The organism is Candidatus Pelagibacter sp. HIMB1611, from assembly GCF_052047715.1.
Lineage (GTDB): Bacteria > Pseudomonadota > Alphaproteobacteria > Pelagibacterales > Pelagibacteraceae > Pelagibacter.
The window spans coordinates 714,767-733,687 of record NZ_JBNAJM010000001.1; the positions used below are offsets into that span (position 1 = coordinate 714,767).

19 protein-coding genes are annotated in these 18,921 nt (G+C 31.4%); 7 read left to right on the plus strand and 12 right to left on the minus strand.

Annotated elements, in window-relative coordinates:
* Positions 1–2 precede the first annotated feature (2 nt).
* Genes ACTTAS_RS04025 through ACTTAS_RS04035 form a run of 3 tightly spaced genes read right to left on the minus strand, consistent with a single transcriptional unit; the run spans position 3 to position 2,145 of the window.
* A complete protein-coding gene (locus tag ACTTAS_RS04025) occupies positions 3–764 on the minus strand; it encodes an SDR family NAD(P)-dependent oxidoreductase (RefSeq protein WP_440678404.1) in 762 nt (253 codons plus the stop codon).
* Positions 765–775: 11 nt separating this feature from the next.
* Positions 776–1,687 (minus strand): ribokinase, encoded by a 912-nt coding sequence (gene rbsK / locus ACTTAS_RS04030; RefSeq protein WP_440678405.1) that lies wholly within the window; start codon positions 1,685–1,687, stop codon positions 776–778.
* Positions 1,687–2,145: an RbsD/FucU family protein gene (locus ACTTAS_RS04035; RefSeq protein ID WP_440652622.1), complete on the minus strand. Its 459-nt coding sequence runs from the start codon at positions 2,143–2,145 to the stop codon at positions 1,687–1,689. Before ACTTAS_RS04035 ends, rbsK begins: the two co-directional genes overlap by 1 nt.
* Before the next feature lie 77 nt (positions 2,146–2,222).
* Here ACTTAS_RS04035 and xylB point away from each other — a divergent pair, with 77 nt between their 5' ends.
* Together xylB and ACTTAS_RS04045 are read left to right on the plus strand one after the other, a co-directional pair.
* Positions 2,223–3,671, plus strand: coding sequence for a xylulokinase (gene xylB, locus ACTTAS_RS04040; RefSeq protein WP_440678406.1), 1,449 nt, complete (start codon positions 2,223–2,225; stop codon positions 3,669–3,671).
* A 10-nt stretch (positions 3,672–3,681) separates the two neighbouring features.
* Positions 3,682–4,308, plus strand: a complete 627-nt coding sequence (locus ACTTAS_RS04045) for an AAA family ATPase (RefSeq protein WP_440654472.1) — start codon at positions 3,682–3,684, stop codon at positions 4,306–4,308.
* Here the strand turns inward: ACTTAS_RS04045 and ACTTAS_RS04050 are convergent.
* The 6 genes from ACTTAS_RS04050 to iolD all read right to left on the minus strand — a co-directional run bounded on the left by ACTTAS_RS04050 (position 4,305) and on the right by iolD (position 11,436).
* Positions 4,305–5,069, minus strand: coding sequence for an ATP-binding cassette domain-containing protein (locus ACTTAS_RS04050; RefSeq protein ID WP_440614570.1), 765 nt, complete (start codon positions 5,067–5,069; stop codon positions 4,305–4,307). The genes ACTTAS_RS04045 and ACTTAS_RS04050 overlap by 4 nt on opposite strands.
* On the minus strand, positions 5,069–6,163 hold the full coding sequence (locus ACTTAS_RS04055) for an ABC transporter permease (protein WP_440614571.1): 1,095 nt from the start codon (positions 6,161–6,163) through the stop codon (positions 5,069–5,071). Before ACTTAS_RS04055 ends, ACTTAS_RS04050 begins: the two co-directional genes overlap by 1 nt.
* A 91-nt stretch (positions 6,164–6,254) precedes the next feature.
* Positions 6,255–7,280, minus strand: a complete 1,026-nt coding sequence (locus ACTTAS_RS04060) for a sugar ABC transporter substrate-binding protein (RefSeq protein WP_440614572.1) — start codon at positions 7,278–7,280, stop codon at positions 6,255–6,257.
* Positions 7,281–7,393: 113 nt separating this feature from the next.
* On the minus strand, positions 7,394–8,416 hold the full coding sequence (locus ACTTAS_RS04065; protein WP_440654474.1) for an NAD(P)-dependent oxidoreductase: 1,023 nt from the start codon (positions 8,414–8,416) through the stop codon (positions 7,394–7,396).
* An 11-nt stretch (positions 8,417–8,427) separates the two neighbouring features.
* Positions 8,428–9,585: a Gfo/Idh/MocA family protein gene (locus ACTTAS_RS04070; RefSeq protein ID WP_440676714.1), complete on the minus strand. Its 1,158-nt coding sequence runs from the start codon at positions 9,583–9,585 to the stop codon at positions 8,428–8,430.
* Between the two features lie 6 nt (positions 9,586–9,591).
* Complete coding sequence (iolD, locus tag ACTTAS_RS04075) at positions 9,592–11,436, minus strand: 3D-(3,5/4)-trihydroxycyclohexane-1,2-dione acylhydrolase (decyclizing) (RefSeq protein ID WP_440678407.1); 1,845 nt, start codon at positions 11,434–11,436, stop codon at positions 9,592–9,594.
* 95 nt (positions 11,437–11,531) lie between these two features.
* On the opposite strand from iolD, the gene ACTTAS_RS04080 reads away from it, so the two are divergent.
* Both ACTTAS_RS04080 and ACTTAS_RS04085 read left to right on the plus strand, forming a co-directional pair.
* Positions 11,532–12,974, plus strand: a complete 1,443-nt coding sequence (locus ACTTAS_RS04080; RefSeq protein ID WP_440676712.1) for an NAD-dependent succinate-semialdehyde dehydrogenase — start codon at positions 11,532–11,534, stop codon at positions 12,972–12,974.
* Between the two features lie 2 nt (positions 12,975–12,976).
* Entirely contained in the window at positions 12,977–13,771 is a 795-nt protein-coding gene (locus ACTTAS_RS04085) for an HpcH/HpaI aldolase family protein (RefSeq protein WP_440614577.1), read from the plus strand.
* Here the strand turns inward: ACTTAS_RS04085 and ACTTAS_RS04090 are convergent.
* Genes ACTTAS_RS04090 through ACTTAS_RS04100 form a run of 3 tightly spaced genes read right to left on the minus strand, consistent with a single transcriptional unit; the run spans position 13,768 to position 16,002 of the window.
* Positions 13,768–14,583 (minus strand): 3-methyl-2-oxobutanoate hydroxymethyltransferase, encoded by an 816-nt coding sequence (locus ACTTAS_RS04090; RefSeq protein ID WP_440678408.1) that lies wholly within the window; start codon positions 14,581–14,583, stop codon positions 13,768–13,770. The two genes, ACTTAS_RS04085 and ACTTAS_RS04090, sit on opposite strands and share 4 nt — an antisense overlap.
* Entirely contained in the window at positions 14,583–14,996 is a 414-nt protein-coding gene (locus tag ACTTAS_RS04095) for a MarR family transcriptional regulator (protein WP_262589473.1), read from the minus strand. Before ACTTAS_RS04095 ends, ACTTAS_RS04090 begins: the two co-directional genes overlap by 1 nt.
* Positions 14,997–15,024: 28 nt before the next feature.
* A complete protein-coding gene (locus ACTTAS_RS04100) occupies positions 15,025–16,002 on the minus strand; it encodes a DUF1907 domain-containing protein (protein WP_440678409.1) in 978 nt (325 codons plus the stop codon).
* Between the two features lie 87 nt (positions 16,003–16,089).
* Here ACTTAS_RS04100 and ACTTAS_RS04105 point away from each other — a divergent pair, with 87 nt between their 5' ends.
* The 3 genes from ACTTAS_RS04105 to ACTTAS_RS04115 are packed head-to-tail and all read left to right on the plus strand — an operon-like array spanning position 16,090 to position 18,918.
* Positions 16,090–17,034 (plus strand): ketopantoate reductase family protein, encoded by a 945-nt coding sequence (locus tag ACTTAS_RS04105; protein ID WP_262589476.1) that lies wholly within the window; start codon positions 16,090–16,092, stop codon positions 17,032–17,034.
* A complete protein-coding gene (locus ACTTAS_RS04110; RefSeq protein WP_262589477.1) occupies positions 17,034–17,903 on the plus strand; it encodes a 2OG-Fe(II) oxygenase in 870 nt (289 codons plus the stop codon). Before ACTTAS_RS04105 ends, ACTTAS_RS04110 begins: the two co-directional genes overlap by 1 nt.
* Before the next feature lie 31 nt (positions 17,904–17,934).
* Entirely contained in the window at positions 17,935–18,918 is a 984-nt protein-coding gene (locus ACTTAS_RS04115) for a phytanoyl-CoA dioxygenase family protein (RefSeq protein ID WP_440678410.1), read from the plus strand.
* Positions 18,919–18,921: the final 3 nt, after the last annotated feature.

The following is an 18,921-nucleotide window of genomic DNA, read 5'->3' on the forward strand; positions in this document are numbered from 1 at the left end:
CCTTATATTAAACCTGCATCTACCGTAAAATTTTGTTTAGTACATCCAGATGAAACATCTGATGCTAAATATAAAACCATCCTTGAGACATCCTCAGGTAATACTTGTTTTTTAAGACACTGTTTATCTAAAATTTCTTTTTTAAATTTTGGATTTAACCATAATTTTGACTGTCTTTTAGTTGCAACTGAACCAGGTGCAATGGAGTTTATTCTAATATTGTGTTGTCCTAAATCTCTAGCTAAAGATTTGGTTAAACCATAAATTGCGGCTTTTGCAGTACTATATGCTGGAAACATTACGGCCCCTCTAATCCAACTAACCGAGCCTAAATTTATTATTGATCCACCTTTATTTTTAATCATACTTTTTTTTACCGCTTGAGTAGCAAAAAAATAATGCCTCAAATTTATTGCCATTCTTTCGTCCCAGTATTTTTCAGTAACTTCCTCAAGTGTATGTCTTTGATCATTGGATGCATTATTTACTAAAATATCAATTGCTCCTTTTTTTTTTATAATGCTCTGAATTAAAGTTTTGTATTTTTTTATATTTTTAATGTTGCAGATATGAAAAGTAGGTATTTTATGTTTTTTCCTCTTAATTTTTGAAATTAATTTTTGAGCTTCTTTTTTATCTATATCAAAAAAATAGACCTCAACACCTTGTTCACAAAGATGTTCAACAATTGATGCGCCAATACCAGATGCTCCACCCGAAACTAAAGCACGTTTTCCTTTTAAATCAAAATATTCTACTTTCATTTTTATTTTACTTAATAATTTTCTACTTCTTGAAGTAATGGCATTGATGCTGCTGCACCTAATTTTGTTGTTGATATTCCTGCTACTTTATTTGCAAATACTAATGCATCTTTATTTTTTAGGTCATTAGATAATCCAACAACAAAAGCACCATTAAATGCGTCACCCGCACCAGTAGTATCTACAACATTATTTTTTAATTTAAATGCCTCAACAAAATAATCTTCTTTTCCATTAGAATAATAAACACCTTTCTCTCCTAATGTAATTATAATATTTTTAACTCCTTTTTTTAAAAACTGATTTGCAGCTTCTTTAATATCATTTTCTGATTTTATTTTTTTATTTAAATAAAATTCTGCTTCTGTTTCATTTGGAGTAAAATAATCAATTAATTTAAAGTACTCCTCTTTTATTTTTCTTGCAGGTGCTGGATTTAAAATTGTAACACAATTATTTTCTTTAGCTTTACTTAAAGCATAAAGTGTCACTTGCTCTGGAGTTTCTAATTGAGTAAGAAAAATTTTTGAATTTTTTATGGTGTTTAGATTTTGATCTATATCTTCATTATTTAAGTGGGCAGCTGCCCCAGCAACAACATTAATTGCGTTATGACCTTTTTCATCAACCATGATACCCGCAACTCCCGTGGAAAGATTTTTATCCTGGATGATTGAATTTATATTTATTTGAGCCTTTTTATATAATTTTAATGCCATATCGGCATGACTATCCTGGCCAATTTTTGTTATAAAATGTACATCACCTTTTAATCTTGCAGCTGCAATTGCTTGATTAGAGCCTTTACCTCCAGGTCCAACAATATGATTTTTTCCTAAAACTGTTTGACCCTTAACTGGAATTGTCTCACCAAAGAAGCAAAGATCAGCAACAAAAACTCCAAATACACAAATTGAATTCATTATTTTTCAAGAACCCAAACATCGCCATTGGGTTTAACTACACCTTTTGTAAAAATAAAACAGCCAAATGGTCTTGTTTCATTAGTAGTTATAATTGCGTAAGCATTTTTTGTTTCTTTATAAAAATTATTTCTTTCTATAGATCCTATTTTCCAATGATCACCAGATACTTTTTTTGTTGTATCTATAAGTTCTTTGTGGACATCATTTAATTCATTTGGTTTTCCATCAATTTCCATTCTCAAAATTGGATATTCTATAAAACTATCTAAGGGAAAAACTGAAAGAATAGCTTCTGCCGCTCTTGAAGCGTTTACACCATCAATTCGATAAACTCTTTTATTCAAAGAATATGCTGGAAAATTTGAGTCACAAAGTATTAGCTTATCACCATGTCCCATACTGCGTAAGCAGTGTAAAACATCAGGGCTTAGTATTGGATCAATTTTAATTAACATATCCTTATACAACTAAATTAATTTCAATAATTCAATAAATTAATTCAATTACAATAATTAAAATATATAATCATAAAATGTATTTAGGTATCGATCTTGGAACAACATTAATGAAATGTGTTGTTATTGGAGACAATCAAGAAATAATTTGCAAAACCTCTAGCAAAAATATTCCATTATCTAATCTAAAAAGTGGGTGGTCAGAACAAGATCCTAAATCATGGATCATTGCCCTCAATTACTGCATCAAAAAATTAAAAAAAGAAATTAATTTAAAAAATATTAAGTCAATCTCATTTTCTGGACATATGCATGGTGCTACATGTCTTGATAAAAATTATGACGTGATAAGAAAATGTATTTTATGGAATGATACTCGAAGTCATAATGAGTGTAATGATATAATGAATAATAAAAATGTTTTAGATATTGCGGGAAATATTGCAATGCCTGGGTTTACATCTCCAAAAATTTTATGGCTTAAAAATAATGAATTTAAAAACTTCAAATCAATTCACAAATGTTTACTACCTAAAGATTACTTGAGATTTTATATTACTGGAGAATTTTATAGTGACTTGTCTGATGCATCTGGAACATATTGGCTTGATGTAAAAAATAGATCCTGGTCAAAGAAATTATTACAAACTACTTTTATGAATCTTTCTCAAATGCCTATAACTTGTGAAGGGACAGATCAAACTGGAATTGTCAAAAAAGAAATCGCAGAAAAATATGGTTTAGATTTAAAATGTAAAGTCTACGGAGGTGGAGGAGATAATGCGGCAGCAGCTGTTGGTCTGGGTCTATATGATGAAGGCGATGCATCAATATCTTTAGGTACATCAGGTGTAATATTTGCATCAACAAAAAAATTTTTAAAAAACTATGATGATGCGATTCATTCATTTTGCCATTGTTTACCTAACACATGGCATTTAATGTCTGTTATGTTGTCTTGTACATCTAATATTAATTGGTTTGTTGAAACTTTTAATTCATCTATAGAAGAAATTTCACTAAATCTAAAAAAAGCAATTAAAGCCAAAAATTTAATCAAAAATGCTCCATACTATTTACCTTATTTAACTGGAGAAAGAACGCCTATTAACGACCCTCATGTTCGTGCAAGTTTTAACAATGTTGATATAAGTACAACAAGATCCTCAATGATTTACAGTTTGATAGAAGGAATTTCATTTGCATTAAATGACAACTATCAAGCCCTTATAAAAACAAACATTAAATTAGAAAATCTTTATGTAATTGGAGGAGGTTCAAATAATGAAACTTGGATTAAAATTTTAGCATCTATTCTAAATAAAAATCTTTCAATTACAGAAACTTCAGACTCAATGGCTGCTTATGGAGCAGCAAAAATAGCTTTTTTAGGTTACAATAATCTTGATCACCAAAAAGAACTGAAATCTCCTAAAGTGAAAAAAATTATAAAAAAAGATCCTGAACTTGCTTCTTTGCTTTCACATAGGTTTGATAAATGGAAAAAATTTTATACTAAAACTTAAAATTATAATTATGAAAAGATTAATCTATGAAGAACTAATCAGCGATTTAATAAAAAAATTAGATAATATAAAAAATAGATATTTGATAGCTTTGGCTGGACCGCCTGCTTCAGGGAAAACCACTGTTTCTGAAAAGATAACAAAAGATTTAAATCTAAAAGGATATCCATCAAATATTCTTCAGATGGATGCGTTTCATTATGATAATGATATTTTAGAAAATAAAGGTTTACTATCCAAAAAAGGATCCTCTGAAACCTTTGATGTTATGGGTTTAAAAAATTTTTTAAACAGATTAAATGATGAAGATGAAGTTATTGTCCCAATTTTCGATCGTTCTTTAGAATTATCTAAATCGTCAGCGGTTATAATTTCAAAAAAAACAAGAGTTATAATAGTTGAAGGAAATTATCTTCTTCTGAATTCTGAACCTTGGAAAAAATTACATAATTATTTTCAATCTAAAATCATAATTGATTGTGAAGAAAAAATTAGAGAAGAAAGGCTTATTAAACGTTGGGAAAATTTTAATTTACCTAAAGAAGAAATTCATAAAAAAGTATATGAAAATGATCTTCCGAACGGATTAAATGTTTTGCAAAATAGTATTGAGGCAGACTACACTTTAATTAATTAAGCTTTTGGCGGTTCTTTAGCTCCAGTCATAAATGCAACGGCATCTGACATTTCATATTTTTTAGGATCAATAACACATAATCTAGTTCCTAGTCTGTGGATATGAATTCTGTCAGCTACCTCAAAGACATGAGGCATATTATGAGAAATTAATATAATAGGAATTTTACGCGCTCTTACCTCACCTATCAACTCAAGAACCCTTCTGCTTTCTTTAACACCTAAGGCAGCTGTTGGCTCATCCATAATTACTACTTTAGTTCCAAATGATGTTGCTCTAGCTACGGCTACACCTTGTCTCTGCCCTCCTGATAAAGTTTCTACTAATTGATCAATATTCTGAATTGTTAACAATCCTAGATCTGAAAGACGTTTTCGAGCTTCATCAGCCATAGCTTTTTTATCCAAAAATCTTAAAAATTTTCCTAGAAATCCTTTTTTTCTAATTTCTCTTCCCAGAAACATATTGTCAGTTATTGATAAAGCTGGAGAAAGAGCTAAGTTTTGGTAAACGGTTTCTATACCTAGTTTTCTAGCCTCAATAGGTGAAGTAAAAGTTACATTCTCTCCATCTAAAAGTATTTCGCCACTATCAGGTATTACTGCTCCACATAAAACTTTAATTAAAGTTGATTTACCAGCACCATTGTCTCCAATAACTCCTAATACCTCTCCGGGATAAAGCTCCAGATCAGCACTATCCAAAGCAACAACTCTTCCATATTTTTTTGATAAATTTTTTGCAACAAGAACAGGTTTCATTAATTTGATACCTTCCTAATCCATTGATCTATACCAACAGCAATAATGATCAAGCAACCGAGCGCGAACCTTTGCCATAAAACATCTAATCCAGCAATTGATAAACCAGAACTAAATACACCTACAATTAATGCTCCGAATAGAGATCCAATAATAGTTCCTCTTCCACCAAAAAGTGAAGTTCCACCTATTACAACTGCTGTAATAGAATCTAGATTTCCTTCATAAAAACTTGTAGGTGAAACTGATCCGACTCTTCCTATTGAAACCCATGCTCCTATAGCAATAACCAATCCTGCAACAGCATAAATTGATACAAGCATTCTATCTGTTCTAATACCCGACAGCTCTGCAGCGTCTTTATCATCTCCAATTGCATAGACATGTCTTCCCCATGCAGTCTTGTTGAGCATAAACCATAAGAAAACAAATATAGCGATCATCAAGAAAGCACCGTAAGTAAATACGAAACCTCCAAGATTTATTCTTTCACCCCAAAAATGTAATAAAGGTGCATTCTCTTCAATTACTGAGCTTCTTATAGATTGAGAACCAGTAAAAAAAATAACTAATGCAAAAAATATATTCCAAGTTCCTAGAGTAACAATAAATGGAGGTAATTTTAATCTTGTTACTAATAAACCATTTATAGCACCCGTTACAACTCCTGAAATCATACCTATTGCAATTGCGGGTAAAGTGGGCATCCCAAAATCAATTGAAAGTTTTCCCATAACGACTGATGCGAGAACCATCATTGCAGCAACGCTTAAATCAATTCCAGCAGTTAAAATGATCAGTGTTTGTGCGGCAGCTAAAATTCCAACAATTGTTACCTGTTGAACAATCAAAGATAAATTGAATGCAGAAAAGAATTTTCCTCCAGCTATAAATCCAAACGCAATTACGCTTAAAATTAAAATAATTACTGGAACAATAGTTGGATTACCATGTAGAAAATGTTGAAGTTTTTTTAAAAACGTTTGCTCACCAATATCAAATGTATGGTGGTCTTGAGCCTTGTCACCTATATCTGATGTAAACTTTGGCTGATCTTTTAAATCTTTTGATATGTCATCAGATATTTTGCTCATGAATAAAAAATAAAATTAATAATTACAGAATTTAAAGTCAAGTTTATCAGGGCAGAAATATTCTGCCCTGATAAAATGAAAAGTTATTGGATTATCCCCAACATCTGTCCATTCCTTCTTTAACACTTATTGAAGGAACACCACTTGCAGCATCATCTGTAACTAAATTTACACCAGTATTAAAAAACTTTAATCCTGGAGAGTTCTCAGGTTTAGTTCCATTTTCTGCCCAAGCTTTAATAGCCTCAACACCTAAAGAAGCCATTAAAAGAGGATATTGTTGTGATGTAGCTCCAATTATACCTTTTTTAACATCAGCTACACCTGGACATCCACCATCAACAGAAGCAATTAATACACTTCCATCTGCTTTGCCCGCTGCTTTTAAAGCTTCATAAGCACCAACAGCTGCTGGTTCGTTAATTGTATAAACTACATTAATGTCTCTATCTTTCTGAAGACATTTTTCCATTGCTGTTCTTCCACCTTCTTCGTTACCATTTGTAACTTCATTACAAATGATTCTTGGATCATCTTCGTCTCCCCATCTTGAAACGTCTTTAGTATCAATACCAAATCCGTTTAAGAAACCTTGGTCTCTTAAAACACCAACAGATGGTTGACTTTCATTAAGATCTAACATTGCAATTTTTGCATTAGCAGCATTTGCTCCTAATTTTGCAGCAACCCAAGCACCGCCTAGTCTACCAGCTTCAAAGTTATCAGTAGCAAAAGTAGAGTCTGCAGCTGTGATAGGTTCTAAAGGTGTATCAAGCGCAATAACTAATAGACCGTTATCTTGTGCGTTTTTTAAAACTGGAACTATTGCTTTAGTATCAGATGCAGCAATTAAAATTCCTTTTGCACCAGATGCTATACAAGTTTCAACAGCTCTTACTTGAGTTTCATGGTCACCATCAATTTTTCCAGCAAAAAATGATAATTTTACACCTAACTCATTAGCACGAGCCTCAGCACCTTCTTTCATTTTTACGAAAAATGGATTGATATCCGTCTTAGTAATCAAACAAGCTTCAATTGCAGCATTCGCTGAAGTAGTCACAAAAAATAGACCACTTAAAATCATTGAAGCGAGAGTTAACGTTAGTTTTTTCATATATATCTCCCTTTTATTTATTAAGAGTTAAATGTAATTGGAAATGATTAGCAACAAAAAAAAACGCTCACAACTAAAAGTTGAATAAATTGTCAAACAAATAATTTTTAAATTTAGTTAACACTGACAGGTTTGGAGCTTAACAATTCAACTGTTTTTAATTGTGCTTTTTTACAATATTTTGGTTTTTGATTTTTTAAAATTAAATCCATATCTTTAAGAACTATATTTCCCATGTCAAAAAAAGCCTCCTTTAATGCACCGGCTCTATGAGCTGAAAATAAAATATTTTTTACTTTTCTTATAGGATCATTTTTTCTTACAGGCTCTTCTGGAAATACATCAGTGGCTACATAAATATCTCCTTTTTTTAATCTAGTAACTAAATCTTTAAAATTAACAACTGCTGCTCTACTCATTAGAATAAATAGAGTATTTGGCTTCATTCTGTTTAACAATTTTTTATCAATTAAATTTTTATTTTCAGTTGTCACGGCTGCTAAAACATAAATTACCTCACATTTTGAAAACATATCTTTTAAATTGATCGGCTGAAATCCATATCTTTTGATCACATTTTTTGGAAGCCATGGATCATAAACAGAGATATCTTTTGTAAATGGTAAAAGTAGTGGATAAAGAGATTTTGCTAAATCACCAAACCCTAATAAACCAATTTTTTTACCTGACAACATTGATGCTTTAAGATTACTTTCTAGGCCATATTTCTCTTTACCTTTTAGAAAATCGAAATGCGCTTCATGAATATTTCTTAATAGGGATAATGTCATTCCTAATGCTATCTCAGCTACAGGTTTTGAAAAAACAGGAGAAGTAGCTATCACATGAATACCTCTTTTATGACAATATTTATAATCAACATTGTTCATAAAATTACTTTCAACATTTATAATTGCTTTTAATTTAATTGCTTTTGATAAAAGTTTTTTATCTAGATCGGGTTGACCCATTATAAATGAAGCTTTGTGAATATTGCTTTCATAAAATTTTTTTTTGTTTTTGCTTGGGGCTACAATAAGTGTGTATTTAGTTTTAAGTTCTTTTAGTTTTTTTTTTGTGAAAATTAGATCTAAAGTTCTTGGGAAAGGATCTGAAATTACAATTAATTTTTTCATAAATTAAAAAATTAATTCATAATTTTTTTTATTTCCTCTAACGTAAATGGTTTAGGTTTTTTGCAAGTAGTCTTTATTTCTTGCGGGATACCTGTTTGAGATGCTCTCATAGTTGAGTCTATGATATCTAAAACATGCAAAGAAAGCTCACCATTACATCTATGTTCTAAATTGTGCTCAATTGCATAAGCCATCTCCGATAGACCAGCTCCTCTGTAATTTGCATTTGTTGGAGATTCATTTGCTCTTGAGCTTTGACTTTTAATGTTAATTTTTCCTAAAGGCATCATATCTGTTTTGTGCTCACCCCAATTACCACCAGCAGTCACTGAGACAAAAGCTGATCCACCAAACATATTTGGATCAGGAACAATAATTGATCCTTTGTTACCATATAGCTCTATGTGGTTTCTTTGATGAGCGACTACATCAAATGATAAAGTTATCTGTATAATGCAATCATTTTCAAATTGTATAGTTGCAAGATAAGTTGTTGGAGTTTCTACTTTAAATTTTTGACCTTTTTTTGGGCCTATCCCAATTTCTCTTTCTTCAAAAACTTTTGTACATCTTCCTTGTACTTGTTTTGCTGGACCAATTAAATTTACTAATGCCGTAAGATAATATGGACCCATATCTATTACGGGACCCCCTTCATTTTCAGCAAACCAAGGTTCTGGGTTTGGATGATAAGATTGCACTCCAGGGAAAGCAAAAATAGCATTACCTAATTTAATGTCACCAATTACACCGTTATCAATGAGTTCACGAGTTTTCTGAATGCCCCCACCCAAAAAAGTATCTGGTGCATTTCCAATATAAAGATTTTTCTCTTTAGCAAGTTCAACTAATTTTTTTCCATCTTCAAAGTTAACAGCCATAGGTTTTTCAGCATAAGAATGCTTACCATTTTCTAAAGCCATTTTTGAAACTTCAAAATGTGCGCCAGGAATTGTAAGGTTTAAAATTATTTCAATCTCTTTATCTTTAAGAAGTTCTTCAACAGTTACAGCTTCAATATTGTAATGAATTGCACACTTCTTCGCTGTTTCCATATTAATATCAGCGCATTTAACAATTCTGATATTATTGAAATACTCCTGAGCTCTAAAATAAGTTTCTGAAATATGACCACATCCTATAAGGCCTACTTTAAATACTTTATTCATAAAGGATTAAATACCTTGTCTTTGTTTGCTTCTTCCTTCTTTATAAAGTTTTAAAGCTTCTTCATTTTCTTTAGTAGTTGGAATTTCTAAAGTTGGACTATCCCAAAAAGATGATCCTTCTACCCATTTATAAGCATGAGTTTTAATTGAAATAACATAAGTTACATCAGACGCTTTAGCTCTTTTAAATGCAGCTTCAAGATCTGAAATTGAAGTAACGTGTTCAGATTTCGCACCCATACTCTCTGCATGTTTTGCAAAATCTACATCTACTAAACCAGGAGTATTAGAACTCTTTAATAAGTTATTATACTCTTTTCCACCTTTGAATAATTGAAGTCGGTTTATAACTGCAAAGCCTCCATTATCACAAACAACTATGATCAATTTATTTTTTGTAATTACTGACGAATAAATATCAGTGTTATTTAATAGATAAGAACCATCACCAACAAATGAGATCACTTCTTTATCTGGATTAGCCATCTTAATTCCTAATGCTCCAGATATTTCATAACTCATACAACTAAAACCCCACTCTGTTTCATGGGTATTAAGTTCTCTTGGTCTCCATACTTGGATTACTTCACCTACCAAACCTCCTGCAGCTGTAACTGCAATATCAGTTGGATCAGAATTTCTATAAATTGCTCCAATTACTTGGACATAACTTGGAACTTCCTGATTAGTTGGAGCGCTCTCTTTATCTATATGTTCATTCCATGACTTAAGTTCTGTTTGAGATTTCTTATTCCATTCTTCCCCTGCTTTCCAATCACCTAAAGCTTGAGAAAGTTCAGTTAATGAAACTTTTGCATCTCCAACAACAGCTTGAGCCAAATGTTTATTTGCATCATATCTTGATACATTAATTGAAACTAATTTAAAATTTTCGTTTTCAAAATTTGCCCATGATCCAGTAGTAAAATCAGCTAGCTTTGTACCTATTGCAATAGCAAGATCGGTTTGTTTTGCTAATGAGTTTGTATTTTTTCCACCAAGTCCTCCGATTTGACCTGCAAAATGAGAATGATCTCTCTTCATTGTTGAATAACCCATTACAGTTTGTGTAACTGGAATATTGTGTTTAATTGCAAACTGACTTAACTCTTCCATTGCATCTGAATAAAAAACTCCACCTCCAGATATTATGATTGGATTTTTTGAAGATTTAATTTTTTCAGCTGCCTCTTTAATTTGAAATTCATCTGGTCTTGGTCTTCTAATTGTATGAACTTTATCTTGAAAAAATTCTTCTGGATAATCAAAAGTTTGGCCTTGGATATCTTGGCTTAAAGCAATACAAGCAGGGCCACAATCAGCAGGATCTAACATGGTTTGAACTGCTATAGGAAATGATTGAATTATTTGTTCAGGTCTAGTGATACGATCAAAATATCTTGTAACTGGTTTGAAAGCATCGTTTGCAGTTACACTTGGATTGTTAAAATGTTCAACTTGTTGCAATACTGGATCTGGCATTCTATTTGCATAAGTATCACCTGGTAAAAATAAAATTGGCAATCTGTTACTCATCGCTACTGCTGCAGCAGTAACCATATTGGTTGCTCCTGGGCCAACAGATGAAGTAGCAACAAAAATTTGTTGTCTTCTTTTTGCTCTGGCATAACCTATTCCAGTTAAAGCCATATTCTGCTCATGATGGCCTCTATAAGTTGGTAATTCTTTTTGATTTTCTTCAAGTGCCTGACCTAAACACGCTACGTTTCCATGTCCAAAAATTCCAAAGACACCAGGAAAGAGTGGTTCTTTTTTGCCATTAATTAATATTTTTTGAGCAATTAAATATTTAACGATTGCATGTGCACAAGTAAGAGTGATTTTTTTCATAATTGGGTTTATTTTTTTTATGTATAATGTTTATATATATTTATATTTATAAATTAAAAAACCCAACTTAGTAAACCTTAAAAAAATAAAAAATTATGTATAGCAAATTTGGACAATTCATTGATGGAAAATGGCAAGAGGCAGAAAAAAAAGAGACATATGATGTAATCAACCCTGCAACTGAGGAAGTGATTGGAAAAGCATCAAAAGCATCTTCAGCAGATGTGCAAAAAGCATTAAAGTCAGCTGAGAAAGGTCTTAAAGTTTGGAGTAACACTACTCCATGGCAAAGATCATATGTAATTAGAAAAATTGCAGATCTAATGAGAGAGAAAAAAGATGTTCTTGCTAAATGGTTAACTCTTGAGGTTGGTAAACCTCTTGCTGAAGGAGTTGGAGAAGTTGGTGGAGGAGCAGATATATTTGAATGGAATGCTGAAGAAACAAAAAGAATTTACGGTCAAACAGTACAAAGTAGATTTCCTGATACAAGAGTTCATGTTTATTATCAGCCAGTAGGTGTTGTGGCTGCTTTAATACCATGGAACTTTCCAATTATTTTGGCTGCAAGAAAAATTTCAACAGCATTAGCAGCAGGTTGCTCTGTAATTTGTAAACCAGATGTAATTACACCTGGTGCAGTTATGGAATTAGTTAATATTTGTAAAGAAGCGGGAGTTCCTGATGGTGTGGTTAATTTATTATCTGGTGATCCTGCAGAAATTTCTAATGAATTATTAGAATCTGATATTATTAAAAAAGTATCAATTACTGGTTCAACAAGAGTTGGAAAATTAATATTAAAGAAAGCTGCAGATAAAGTTCAAAGAGTAACAATGGAACTTAGTGGTCATTCACCGTTCATAGTTTGTGATGATGTTGATATGAATAAAGTTGCAGACATTGCTATAACTGCAAAATTCAGAAACAATGGACAAGTTTGTATCTCTCCAAACAGATTTTATATCCAAGAAAATAAAAAAGATGAATTTCTTGGAGCTTTTATGGATAGAGCTAAGAAATTAAAAATTGGAAATGGTATGGATGAAGGAACTATCTTAGGTCCTTTAACAACTGCAAAAAGATTAGAGGAAATTGAAAAACTAGTTGAGACAACAAAAAATGAGGGAGCCGATGTTTTAATGGGAGGAAAAAGACCTTCGGGTTTTAACAAAGGTTATTTTTATGAGCCAACTGTTTTTGATAATGTAAAAGACGATTTTACGATTATGAGAGAAGAGCCATTTGGTCCTCTCGTACCCGTTCTTACGTTTAAAACATTTGATGAAGTTATTGAAAGAGCAAACAATAATGACCTTGGTTTATGCAGTTATTTGTATACAAATAACATGGATCAAGCCAACAGAGGTTCTGAAATGTTAGAGTCTGGTTGCGTTGCTGTTAATACTGGTGCAGTTGCTGTAGCAGAAGCTCCTTTCGGTGGTATCAAACAAACTGGTTATGGACGTGAAGGAGGATCAATGGCGATCAAAGATTATCTAAACGTTAAATACACCCACATGGCATTAAAGGTATAATAATGAGAAAAAATAAAATAAAACAAATGATGAAAGACGGTAAGCCCGTCATTAATGGTTGGTGCGCAATTCCAAGTACTGCATCTGCAGAAGCAATGGCACATCAAGGCTGGGATTCATTAACTATAGATATGCAGCATGGTTTAGTTGATTACAGTAATGCACTTCCAATGCTTCAAACAATTTCGACAACGGATGTCACTCCACTTGCTAGAGTTAATTGGAATGAGCCAGGACAAATAATGAAAATTTTAGATGCTGGTTGTTATGGAATTGTTTGTCCAATGGTAAGCAATAGAAAAGAAGCTGAAAATTTTGTTCAAGCATGTATGTACCCACCTGATGGTTACAGAAGCTTTGGTCCTGTTAGAGGATTAATTTATGGTGGTGCAGATTATGCAGATCACGCTAATGAAGAAATTCTTAAATTAGCAATGATAGAAACAAAAGAGTCTTTAGAAAATTTAGATGAGATAATGTCTACACCAGGTGTTGATGGTATTTATATTGGGCCTGCAGACTTAAGTTTAGCAATTGGAGAAAAGCCTGGATTTGATCGAGCTGAAACTACAAAAGCTTATTCTGAAATTTTGAGAATTCTAGAACATGCGAAGAAAAATAATATTTTTGCTGGAATTCACAATGGTACAACAGACTACGCAATGAAGATGATTGAAAAAGGTTTTGATTTTGTAACCATAGCTTCTGATTTAAGAGCTTTAAGTGCTGGTGCTAAAGCAACTGTTGATAAGATGAAAGGTTCTTTGTCTAAAAAAGACGACGACGCTACTTATTAATCAAGTTGATTTAAAAATTCTTCAAACTGATTTTTATCTAAATTAGAGGATTGTTTCCTACTTGGAAACTTTCCAGCCATAGAATCTTTTTTAAATGCTTTAAGAGCTTTAACTCTTTCAACTTTAATTTCATTTCTAAGTTTTAATAAGTTTCCATAAGCTTTAGAATGTCTTGGAGGATTTTCGGTATCACCACAAATATCTTCCATAAATAAATACATCACATCTGCATTTCTTCCAGATCCTAAAGAAACAGTAACAATATCTGTTCGTTTAGAAATTTCTCCCATCACATTTTCAGGTATCACTTCACACTCAGCAGAAAAAGCTCCTGCATCTTCTAATCTTTTAAATTTTTGAAATAACTCATAAGCTTCGTTTGCTGTTTTACCAACTGCTCGAAGTCCACCTATCCAAGTTGATTTTCTTGGAACTAATCCTAAGTGACCCATAACAGGCACATCTTCCTTTGCTAGCATTTCTACTATATCCATACTTCTTGGTGTCATCACTGCATCAGCACCATTTTCTAAAGCTTTGAACGCTCCACGCATAATATCATCTGCTGTAACAAATTCGTTCAAAACTAAAGCTGCGGTTAAAAAAAGATTTTTGGACCCTTCCCTAACTGGAATAACATTTTTAGCGTTAGCAATAATCATGTCAAAGCCAGCTTTTTCTGCAGCAGCAGCCTCATCAACAGTATTCGCGGTAACTTGAGTAAATTTTCTTTTTCCTTTTGCCGCTTTTAAATCACCTACTGTAGTTGATCTTTTGGCTGGTTTAGCAGCCCATGTATATACATTCTTCATTAAATACCTTTATAAAGAACGTCTCTTCGATCAATAAATTCCTCAAAAGTCTTAATGGTAACAACTGATGGTAAAATAAAAATTGATCTTTTGTCCTTTTCGTTTCTAATAATTCTAAAATAACCTTTTTTTATCGCTGTATCGATATAAACATTAGAAGTTAGATAAGATTTCTCTATAACTCTTAGTAGTTCATTTTTTGTAATAGATTTATTTTTATAATAAGCAAGCATTACCATGTGCAGCATAATCCAATGTTGAGGTGTCAGAGAAAACCAATTTAATAAATCATTTGCTAACCTTCCCTCAAAATCCCCAAGTGAAATTTCAGCTAAGGTAATTCTTTTCTGAGTTGATTTTGAAATTTTTTTCTGTTCTTCAAAATTTTTTGGATACTTGAACTGTCTTTTCATTTAAATAAACTTAAACTTATTAAGTTTTCTATTCAATACTATTTTTACTTTGTAGTTCTTTATAAATGTTATTCACTCTATGCACTTCTGAAGCTGTATTAAAATATCCTTCATATTCTATTTCATCTGGTGTTACATCAAAATGGTAATGACCAGCATCTTTATCGTCTTCATAAGAATGAAAATGTGTATGTTCACCAGACTCTCTTAAATTCAATTCTCCTCCTGTAGGATCTCCAGTCCAAAGTACTGTATAACACTGCAATTTTGGACCAACAGGTTCGTAAAATTGAAGAAAATCTTTTACACACTTCATTTGTTTTGGATCATAGTATTCATGTTTAATATCTTTATAATCTGGTTGAACATGCGATCTTACTTTTCCTTCTAAAATTCTAAACACACCTGCGATCGCAATGTGTTCATTTTCTTTGAGATTTAAATTATTTGATAAAGAAGACCTCATTGCTTGCGGTAGCGAACCTTGATCTCCTGATCTTCCTTTAATTTTTATTTTAATCACTTTTCCTTGTTTGCCATCTGTATAATAAATATTTCCAAGTCCACCGTGTTTTCTTGCACTATATTTTTCAACTATACATTTTTTATCAGGACTTACTCTTGCAATTATAGATCTAGACTCGTCAGTACTTAAATTTTCATTAATTACTAATTCTCCGCAGTGACCATCCAAACACGACATTGCACCAGATCCAGCACCTAAAGCATAAGATTTTTCTGATCCAATCATTTTAGAAATTTCTTGGTAATCAAATTCAGCACCGATAAAATTAGGATCATGCATGTATGGCTCACCACCAACATCGATAATTTTTTGATTGCCACTTATCCCTTCAGATGGACAATCCCATTCACGAAGATTAGGACAATCTACAACTTCTACTTCAACATTTTTAAAATTTTCTGAGAGACCTTTTTTTAATGCACTCGCTATATCTTCAAGTGAATGATTTGTGAAAGTTCCTTTTTCTATTTTTAATTGCATGATGTTAATAAGCTATAATTTATTTTGCATATTGTCTATAGATAATATATATAATTTCTATACATAAATAATTTTAAAAAGGTAACGATGATAAATAAAGATTTAAAAGTAGCCGTATTAGGCGCAGGTGCAATGGGATGTCTGTTTGGAGGATTACTAGCTGAAAAAGGTTTAAATGTAACTTTAATTGACGTTTGGAAAGAGCATGTTGATGCAATTAATAAAGATGGTTTGAAAATGGATGGTCACGGTGGTGATCGTATAATTAAAGTTAATGCTACTTCAGATCCATCATCGTTAGATAAGATGGATGCAGTGATTGTTATGTGTAAAGCAACTGCATTAGAACCAGCGTTAAATAGCATTAAAAATATTATTGGTGAAAAAACAGTTTTCATGTCTTTTCAAAATGGAATTGGTCATGAAGCAATAATTCAAAGTATCGTTGGAAATGAAAAAGTAATCGGTGGAACAACAACACAAGCTTCTAATATTTTAGGACCAGGTCATATAATGAACCATGGCGCATTGCCTTCATGGATTGGTGAATATGAAGGAGGAATAACGGAAAGAATTACAGAAATAGCTGATACTTTTACTGCACATAATTTAGAAATGATTGCAGCTGAAGATGTTAAAAAAAGAAAATGGATGAAGCTTTTTGCTCTAACAGCGATTGGTCCTCTTTCAGCTATATTTGACCTACATCACACCGATCTTTACGTAAATAATAAGGCTAATGATGTTTCAAGAGGGCTTGGTAAAGAAATCATTTTAGAGACAAGAGAAGTAGCACTTGCTGATGGAGTTAATGTTTCTGAAGATGAGTGTCTATTTATGTTCAATAAAATTGTAGATTCTATGCAAACTAACAAATCTTCAATGGCTTTTGATGTTCAATACAAAAGAAAAACAGAAATTGATTTTATAAGTGGTGCTGTTTCTAAAATTGGAAAAAAACATGGAGTAAAAACACCTTTAAATGACCTGATGTATAAAATGATCAAGGTTAAAGAAGGTATGTATAGTTAATGCTTAAAATTAATCGATTAAAAAAAATTAAAAGTAATTTTCCTGTACTAGTTGGAGATAAAGTCGTTGAGAAAAATACTTGCAATTTATTAATTGATGAAATTAGTAAATCTAAAGCTTTTGATGACATGATAATGGGTGGTCGAAGCAGAATTAATAAAGGCTCAAAAAATTTTAATAACTATATTAAATCTTCAAATAATTCTGCAAAACTCTTCAAACTTTTTAATAGCAAGGCATTTTATAAAAAAATTGAAACTCTTTTTTCTAAAAATTTTAAAGATGGATCTTGGACAAACACTCACAAACCAAAAATATTTAATCAAAAAAAATTTACTATTAAAAAGAAATTAAATTCAAGTGAATTAAAAAAATTATTAGGAAACAATTACACTAACCCAAAAGTTAATTTAGATATTGATTTTTCGGTTTCTAAAGGAGGATACAGACTACGTCCTCATAGAGATGATATTACGAGATTGTATAATTTCTTAATTTATCTAACAGATATTCCAAAGAAAAATGGAGGATCACTTACAATTTATAGAAAAAAATCAAAGAAAAATTTAAGAAAAAGTTTCAGGCGATTTCCAAAAATGAGTGAATTAGAAATAGTAAAAGCATTTACTCCAAAGAAAGGAACTGTGGTATTTTTTCAATCTACACCAAATTCTTATCATGGAGTTAAACGTTTTATAGAAAAAAACTGTCCAAAAAGATTTTTTATTTATGGAAGTTACGCACTCAATAAGCCAGTTATTTGGAATTATAAAGGAACAGCTTACTATCCACACATCATCAGTACGAAGAAAAAAATGTTAACTTCTTTTCATGATGCAAATTATTTAACAACTGCTCCTAAGAATTGATATTGTTAAAAATTTCTACTAGGTTCTATTAATGCCAAATAATCTAAAAAAGAAATTATTTGAACAAGGATATTTAAAAGTAAAAAATGTTCTTAACTATCAAAGAGATTTAAAGCCAATCCTTAATGACATGGAATTTGTAATGGATTGTTTGATCCAAAAATTTGCAAAAAAAAAGGATGTAAAAAAAGTTCTTAATTTAGATTTTAAAAAAAAATATTCTTATATATCGAAATTAAAAATTGATGATTTAGATCAATATTTTAATACTAGATTGCCAAGAGATCACGTTAAGAAAGATAGTGATTACTTTGCTACTCAATCTTTATGGAATTTAATTACTAATAAAAATATTTTAGATGTTGTTGAAAAAATTTTGGGAAAAGAAATCATGTCTAATCCAGTACAAAATACTAGAATTAAACAACCTGAAAAAAAATTACCAAAAGGTTCAATTTTAGACGGTTTAAGTGGAAGAACACCTTGGCATCAGGATGCTGCAGTTCTAAGTCCTAAAGGGCAAAAATTGACTGACATGGTTACTGTATGGATACCTTTTACAAAAACTACAAAAAAAAATGGGTGCATGATTACTGTTAAGAAAATTAATAAAATGGGATTATTAAATCATATTGCTGGTTATAGAGGCCAAGTAGAAATTAAAGACAGTAAATTACTGGATAAAATGCAGCATATTCACTTAGAGGCAGACGTTGGAGATGTAATTCTTTTGCATAAACATTCAATTCACTGCTCCTTACCTAATAGATCAAATGATTTTAGAATAAGTGCAGACCTTAGATACAATGTAGCTGGTCAACCTTCTGGGAGAGATCCACTTCCAAATTTCTATGTAAGAAGCAAAAATAAAAAAAATCTTAAAATTCAGAATTTTAAACAATGGTTAGCTCTTTGGGAAAAAGCAAAAGAAAAATGTATTCCACGCAAATATGCCTTTAAATATCCTTTGCCAACGTTTAAGAATAGTAAAAAAGATCTTTCAAAATTATTATAAAAA